Annotated in this window: 5 protein-coding genes and 1 tRNA gene; 3 read left to right on the top strand and 3 right to left on the bottom strand. The window is 68.5% G+C overall.

Features of this window, described 5'->3' with window-relative positions; genetic code table 11:
- Positions 1 to 389: 389 nt before the first annotated feature.
- On the top strand, positions 390 to 1,298 hold the full coding sequence (locus tag DPQ23_RS13125) for an Abi family protein (RefSeq protein ID WP_162630742.1): 909 nt from the start codon (positions 390 to 392) through the stop codon (positions 1,296 to 1,298).
- A gap of 383 nt (positions 1,299 to 1,681) precedes the next feature.
- Here DPQ23_RS13125 and DPQ23_RS13120 read toward each other — a convergent pair.
- Positions 1,682 to 1,756, bottom strand: a tRNA-Gly gene (locus tag DPQ23_RS13120).
- A gap of 240 nt (positions 1,757 to 1,996) precedes the next feature.
- On the opposite strand from DPQ23_RS13120, the gene DPQ23_RS13115 reads away from it, so the two are divergent.
- Both DPQ23_RS13115 and DPQ23_RS13110 read left to right on the top strand, forming a co-directional pair.
- Positions 1,997 to 2,617 (top strand): DUF5671 domain-containing protein, encoded by a 621-nt coding sequence (locus tag DPQ23_RS13115; RefSeq protein ID WP_112875237.1) that lies wholly within the window; start codon positions 1,997 to 1,999, stop codon positions 2,615 to 2,617.
- Positions 2,610 to 3,065 carry a hypothetical protein gene (locus tag DPQ23_RS13110; protein WP_112875236.1) on the top strand — a complete coding sequence of 152 codons (456 nt, stop codon included), beginning with the start codon at positions 2,610 to 2,612 and terminating at the stop codon, positions 3,063 to 3,065. Before DPQ23_RS13115 ends, DPQ23_RS13110 begins: the two co-directional genes overlap by 8 nt.
- A gap of 49 nt (positions 3,066 to 3,114) precedes the next feature.
- Here DPQ23_RS13110 and DPQ23_RS13105 read toward each other — a convergent pair whose 3' ends face one another.
- Complete coding sequence (locus DPQ23_RS13105) at positions 3,115 to 6,546, bottom strand: pyruvate carboxylase (protein ID WP_112875235.1); 3,432 nt, start codon at positions 6,544 to 6,546, stop codon at positions 3,115 to 3,117.
- Positions 6,547 to 6,631: 85 nt separating this feature from the next.
- Positions 6,632 to 7,081 carry a nucleoside deaminase gene (locus tag DPQ23_RS13100; RefSeq protein ID WP_112875234.1) on the bottom strand — a complete coding sequence of 150 codons (450 nt, stop codon included), beginning with the start codon at positions 7,079 to 7,081 and terminating at the stop codon, positions 6,632 to 6,634.
- Positions 7,082 to 7,089: the final 8 nt, after the last annotated feature.

Below are 7,089 nucleotides of genomic sequence, written 5' to 3'. Positions count from 1 at the left end.
AACTCGTCCAGCAGTTCGTTGGAAATCGTCATCGTCCTTGCTCCTCTCAGGAAGCATGGACCAGATCAGCGATACACAGAAGATCGGACACTCTCACCTGCGCCCCTTCCTCCCAGAGCAGCGGTCGCAACCGCCTCATGGTCCGTGGCGGGGAGGAGGCCGTCGAAGCCTTCCGGGACCACGTCAAGCCTCTCACCATGGCGGCGCTTCTGATCACCGTGGTGCTGCTCTTCGGCTTTCAAGGCTCTTCCGTTGCCTGCAGGACGCCCCTAAACAATGGTAGCTACCGCCTGACTGCGGTTCCTATTGACATTCCGCACGTCTGAGGGCATATAAGGGACAACAGACCCGCCACGCCTCTCGACGAAGCGCAACAGGCGGGTTTTTTGTTGCCACGCGTTCCCTTTCAGAAGCCGGCCCTGAACAGCGCCGCGCAACTTGCCCTGCTGCAACAACGCGGCATGATCATCGCTGATCCGGCAAGGGCTGAGCACTACCTCCGTTTTATCGGGTATTACCGCCTCTCCGGATACTGGTTCCCGTTCCAGTACCGCGACGGATCAATGGCGCATGACGACTTCCGCCCTAAGACCGACTTCGAGACCGTGCTTGATCGCTACGTCTTCGATCGCAAGCTTCGTATCCTCATCATGGACGCGGCCGAACGCATCGAGGTGGCCGCCCGAACCACCATCTCGAATACCTTGAGCGAGCGCTTCGGCCCACACTGGTACCTTGCTGCCGCTCGCTTCACACCCAGATTTATGCACGCGGATTTCCTGCGCCGCGTGCGGCAAGAGACCGGGATCTTCCCTGTAAATGCGCACAAGCAGCCGGACTTCATCCGACATTACCTGCAACGGTATGACAGGCCGGCGGAACCACCCAGCTGGATGGTCTTCGAGGTTCTGCCGTTCGGGAGCGTCTCGCTTGTGTTCGCCAATCTGGTCGACTCAGAGAAGAAGGCGATTGCAGAAGAGTTCGGGATGCCGCGCGACCGACTGCAGTCCTGGCTGCACGCTGCATCACACCTTCGCAACCTCTGCGCCCATCATAGCCGTGTCTGGAACCGCGAGTTCGGGATTGTGCCTTCGGTTGCCAAGTCCGAGAAGAACCATCTCACGCAGCCGAAGCGCTTCTACAATCATGCGGTGTCTATCCAGACGCTGCTGAAGACGATTTCGAGCGACACTCATTGGGCTGATCGTTTGTCGGCCGTGTTGGCAGAGCATCCGGGCATCCCTCTATCAGCCATGGGATTTCCTCAGAACTGGCGGGAGCAGATCATCTGGCGATGACCAGAGAGGCCTCTTTCGAAGCCTGCGTCTTATGACCCTGAAGGGTCGAAAGGCCCCAGGATTAAAGATCAGGGGTGACCCGATCCTCCTACCTCATGGCGGTGGTGACCGAAGGCGAGCGCGCCGCCGCCGCCGCGAAGCCGTGCGGCGTTGCTCAGTCCTGCACTTGCCGGGGCCATGTTCGGCGGGACATCTCTTGCGGGACCGTTCATCTAGGTTCCCGCTCGCCCGGCACCCCGCCGCGGCCAAAATCGCGCTACGGCCTCCCGGCAGCACGCTTTCTTGTGCTTACAAGATGCTTACACATGAACGGTTCAATGGCCGTGTAAGCAAGAAGCGCCCCGCAGGGCGCTTCTTAGCTGGTTAATCTAGTGGAGAAAATTTGGAGCGGGCGATGAGATTCGAACTCACGACCCTAACCTTGGCAAGGTTATGCTCTACCCCTGAGCTACGCCCGCGCCCCATGCCGATGGGTTGCCCCGCCGGTGACGGGGGATTTAGACAACCGCGCCGGGGGGTGCAAGCGGAAAATCACACCCGCCGGGCCGTTCCGCGAAACAGGGCGGGCAGGGGGCAAGGGCGCGCCGATGAAGGGCCACGGCGGCAGGCGTGGGCCACCCGTCAGCGGGCGTTCGTCATCGCCGCTTGACCCGTTGGCGCCCGCCGGCCACGATCCCGGCGGAACGGCAGGGGCGGGAATGGCACGCAGGGACGATCTGGCGGAGTTCGTCCGCGCGGGACTGGCCGCCGGGCAGGGACGCGAGGCGCTCGCTGCCGCGCTGTCCGCCGCAGGGTGGAGCGCGCGCGAGGTCGCCGCCGCGCTGGACGGCTGGGCCGACGGCGCCACGGGGCTGCCGCCCGTGCCGCGGCCGCAGCCCTATGCCTCGGCGCGCGATGCGCTGACCTTCGGGCTGCTGTTCCTGCTGCTGGGATGGATCTGCTTTCACCTGGTTATGATCGGGTTCGCGCTGCTCGACACGCTGCTGCCCGACGCCGCCGACTATTACGACCCGCCGCGGTCCTCGCTGCGCTGGTCGGTGGCGACGCTGATCCCGACCGTGCCGCTGTTTCTGTGGCTGAACCGTCGTGTGGTCGCGGCGACCCGTGGGGACGCAGGGCGCAGGCGGTCGCTGGTGCGCAAGTGGCTGGCCTCGGTCACGCTGCTGGTGGCGGCGCTGACGCTGCTGGGCGACGGGGTGGCGGTAATCTACGCGGCGCTGAACGGCGATCTGACCGCGCGCTTTGCCGCCAAGGCGGCGCTGATCGCGGTCGTGGGCGCCATCGCGCTTGCGTATTACCGGGACGAGATCGATGGCTGAGCCGGGTCCCCGCGGCGCCCTGCAGGTCTGGGCCACGCGGGCGCTGGCCGCGCTGTCGGTGGCTGCGGTCGCGGCCGGGCTGTGGGTGGCGGGCGGCCCCGCGCGCGGCCGGATGGAGCGTCAGGACGAAGCCCGCCAGTCCGATCTGATGCGCCTGTCGGCGCATATCGACTGTCTCGCCCTCGATGGCCGGATGCCCGCCGACCTGGCCGAGACCGACCGCTGCCCCGGCCCCATCCGCCGCGCCGATCCCTATACCGGGACGCCTTACCGGGTCGAGCCGCTGGCGCCCGCCAGCTATCGCCTGTGCGCGGATTTCGCACTGCCGCCGGACGCAGGCAGCCTGCACCCGCGCCGCGATCGCGACTGCATCGTCCGCGACCTGCCGCACGCCAGGGCCGGCGAGGCGCGGCCCCCCGACCCGCTGCCCATCGAACCCGTCCGCTGATCGCGGGCCGGCCGTCAGGCAGGGCAGCGGGGGACCAGCCCCCCGTCCATCACGCCAGTTCGGCCAGCAGGTCCTTTGCGTCGATCTGCTGGCCGGGCGCGACGTGCAGGGCGCGGACGGTGGCGCTGCGGTCGGCGTGGATGCCGGTTTCCATCTTCATCGCCTCGATGGTCAGCAGCAGGTCGCCGGCGTTGACCTTCTGGCCCGCCTGCACCGCGACCGTCGCCACCACGCCGGGCATCGGCGCGCCGATATGGTCGGGGTTGGCCGGGTCGGCCTTGGGGCGCGCGGCGCTGGTCGCGCGGACGGCCCGGTTCGGCACGCGCACCGACCGGGGCTGGCCGTTCAGTTCGAAGAACACCTTGGCGTCGCCCGCGTCGTCGGTCTCGCCCAGCGTCAGCATGCGGATCTCCAGCGTCTTGCCGGGGTCGATCTCGACGCTGATCTCCTCGCCCGGCTCCATCCCGTAGAAAAAGGCGGGGGTGGGCAGGGTGCGGACGGGGCCATAGGCCTTGTGGCGCTCGGCATAGTCGCTGAAGACCTTGGGATACATCAGCCAGCCGTTGAAGTCCTCGTCGTCAAGCTCCGTCTCCAGCTTGGCCTGCACCTCGGCGCGGGCGGCGCCCAGGTCCACGGGCGGCATCAGGGCGCCGGGGCGCTGGGTGATGGGCGTCTCGCCCTTCAGGACCTTTTTCTGCAGCGTCGGCGGCCAGCCGCCGGGGGGCTGGCCCAGGTTGCCGTGCATCATGTCCACGACCGATTCCGGGAAGGCCACCTCGACGGCCGGGTCTTCGACCTGGGCGCGGCTCAGCCCCTGGGCCACCATCATCAGCGCCATGTCGCCCACCACCTTGCTGGACGGCGTGACCTTGACGATGTCGCCGAACATGGCGTTCGCGTCGGCATAGGCCTGCGCGACCTGGTGCCAGCGGTCCTCCAGCCCCAGGCTGCGCGCCTGCGCCTTGAGGTTGGTGAACTGCCCGCCCGGCATCTCGTGCAGGTACACTTCGGACGCGGGCGCGCGCGAGCCCGCCTCGAACGCGCAATACTGGTCGCGCACCCGTTCCCAATAGTTCGAGATCTCGCGGATCGCGCCAAGGTCCAGCCCGGTGTCGCGCGGCGTGTTGTCCAGCGCCGCCACGATCGACCCCAGGCAGGGCTGCGAGGTCCCGCCCGAGAACGCGTCCATCGCCGCGTCCACGCAGGCGACGCCCGCCTCGGCCGCCGCCAGCACCGTGGCGCCCGCGATGCCGCTGGTGTCATGGGTGTGGAAGTGGATGGGCAGGCCCACGTCCTCGCGCAGCGCCTTGAACAGAACCCGGGCGGCGGCGGGCTTCAGCAGCCCCGCCATGTCCTTGACGCCCAGCACATGGGCCCCCGCGTCGCGCAGCTGCTGCCCCATGTCCACGTAATAGCGCAGGTCGTACTTGGCGCGGTCGGGGTCCAGCAGGTCGCCGGTATAGCAGATCGCCCCCTCGCACAGCTTGCCCGCGTCGATCACCGCGTCCATCGCGACGCGCATGTTCTCGACCCAGTTCAGGCTGTCGAAGACGCGGAACACGTCCACGCCCGATTTCGCCGCCTGGTGCACGAAGCTTTGCACCACGTTGTCGGGATAGTTGGTATAGCCGACCCCGTTGCTGGCCCGCAGCAGCATCTGGGTCATGATGTTGGGCATCCGGGCCCGGATGTCGCGCAGCCGCTGCCAGGGGCATTCCTGAAGGAAGCGATAGGCCACGTCGAAGGTCGCGCCCCCCCAGCATTCGACGGAAAACAGCCCCGGCAGGTTCGCGGCGTAGGCCGGCGCGACCCAGATCATGTCGATCGACCGCATCCGCGTCGCCAGCAGCGACTGGTGCCCGTCGCGCATGGTCGTGTCGGTCAGCAGCAGCCGCGTCTGGCGCCCCATCCAGTCGGCCACCGCCTGCGGGCCGTCGCGGTCCAGCATCTGGCGCGTGCCCTCGGGCGGGGTGGCGGCGCGGGGGCCGGGGGGCAGGGGGGCACGGGCCTCGGCGGGGCGGGCGCGGCCCTTGGTCTCGGGGTGGCCGTTCACGCTGATGTCGGCCAGATAGGTCAGGATCTTCGTCGCCCGATCCTGCCGGGGGGTAAAGTCGAACAGCTCGGGCGTCGTGTCGATGAACTTGGTCGTGGCCTGGTCCGACAGGAACACCGGGTGCTTGAGCAGGTTGATGACGAAGTCGATGTTGGTCGAAACGCCCCGCACCCGGAATTCGCGCAGGGCCCGGTCCATGCGGCGGATCGCGGCCTCGGGCGTCTGCGCCCAGGCCGTCACCTTGACCAGCAGCGAATCGTAGAACCGGGTGATGACCGCGCCCGCATAGGCCGTGCCGCCGTCCAGCCGGATGCCGTTGCCGGTGGCGCTGCGATAGGCGGTGATGCGGCCATAGTCGGGGATGAAGTTGTTCTGCGGGTCCTCGGTCGTCACCCGGCACTGGATCGCGTGACCGGACAGGGTGATCGCCTCCTGCGAGGGCATGCCGGTCGCCTCGGCCAGGGTCGCGCCCTCGGCGATGCGGATCTGGGCCTGCACGATGTCGATGCCGGTGACCTCCTCGGTCACGGTATGCTCGACCTGGACGCGGGGGTTGACCTCGATGAAATAGAACTGGCCGTCGTCCATATCCATCAGGAACTCGACCGTGCCCGCGTTGCGGTAGCCGACGGCCTGCCCGATCTTCAGCGCCAGCCCGCAGACCTCGGCGCGCTGCTCGGTCGTCAGATAGGGGGCGGGGGCGCGCTCGACGACCTTCTGGTTGCGGCGCTGGACGGTGCAGTCGCGTTCATACAGGTGGTAAAGCCCGCCGTGGCTGTCGCCCAGCAGCTGCACCTCGACATGCCGGGCGCGCAGGATCATCCGCTCCAGATAGCCCTCGCCGTTGCCAAAGGCGGCCTCGGCCTCGCGACGGCCTTCGCGGACCTTCTCGGGCAGTTCATCGGGACCGGCGATGGGGCGCATGCCCCGCCCGCCGCCGCCCCAACTGGCCTTGAGCATCAGCGGATAGCCGATCGCGTCGGCTGCGGCGCGGATCGCGTCCATGTCCTCGCCCAGCACCTCGGTCGCGGGGATCACCGGCACGCCCGCCTGAATCGCCACCCGCCGCGCGCTGGCCTTGTCGCCCAGTGCCCGCATGGTCTGGGCCGTCGGCCCGATGAAGGCGATGCCCGCGGCCGTGCAGGCGTCCACGAACTCGGGGTTCTCGGACAGAAGGCCATAGCCCGGATGGATCGCGTCGGCCCCGCTTTCGCGCGCCACGCGGATGATCTCGGGGATCGACAGATAGGCCGCGACCGGCCCCAGTCCCGCGCCGATGCGATACGCCTCGTCCGCCTTGAAGCGGTGAAGGCTGAGCTTGTCCTCCTCGGCATAGACCGCGACGGTGCGCTTGCCCATCTCGTTGGCCGCCCGCAGAACCCGGATCGCGATCTCGCCCCGGTTGGCAACAAGAATCTTCTGGAACATGCAGGCCCCCTTTGCGTGCGCGGGACCATCGCGCACGGCAGGCGGGTCCGCAAGGGCGGCAAAGGGGGCGTGCAGAACGGCTGCGTCAGCGCCGCAGCAGGAAGAACCCGCGCAGCAGATCGGCGGCCGCCCCGGCTGCGATGCCGTCATAGACGACCGGCCGGTGGTGGCATTGCGGATGGTCGAACACGCGCGCGCCATGCGCCACGCCGCCCATGCGCGGGTCGGCCGCGCCGTAATACAGCGTGGCGATCCGCGCGGCCGAGATCGCGGCGGCGCACATCGGGCAGGGCTCCAGCGTGACCCACAGCGCGTGTCCCGGCAGCCGTTCCGATCCCGCCGCGGCGCAGGCGGCGCGCAGGGCCAGGATCTCGGCATGCGCGGTCGGGTCGCACAGTTCGCGCGTGCGGTTGCCGGCGCTGGCCACGACGCGCCCGGCGGGGTCCACCACGACCGCCCCCACCGGCACCTCGCCCCGGTCGGCCGCCGCTTGCGCCTGCGCCAGCGCCGCGTCCATGTGGCTGCGAAAGATCATGGCCCGGT

Source organism: Paracoccus endophyticus, from assembly GCF_003286075.1.
Classification (GTDB): Bacteria; Pseudomonadota; Alphaproteobacteria; order Rhodobacterales; family Rhodobacteraceae; genus Paracoccus; species Paracoccus endophyticus.
Note: the sequence above shows the minus strand (reverse complement) of the source record. Positions and strands in the feature narration are given on the sequence as shown.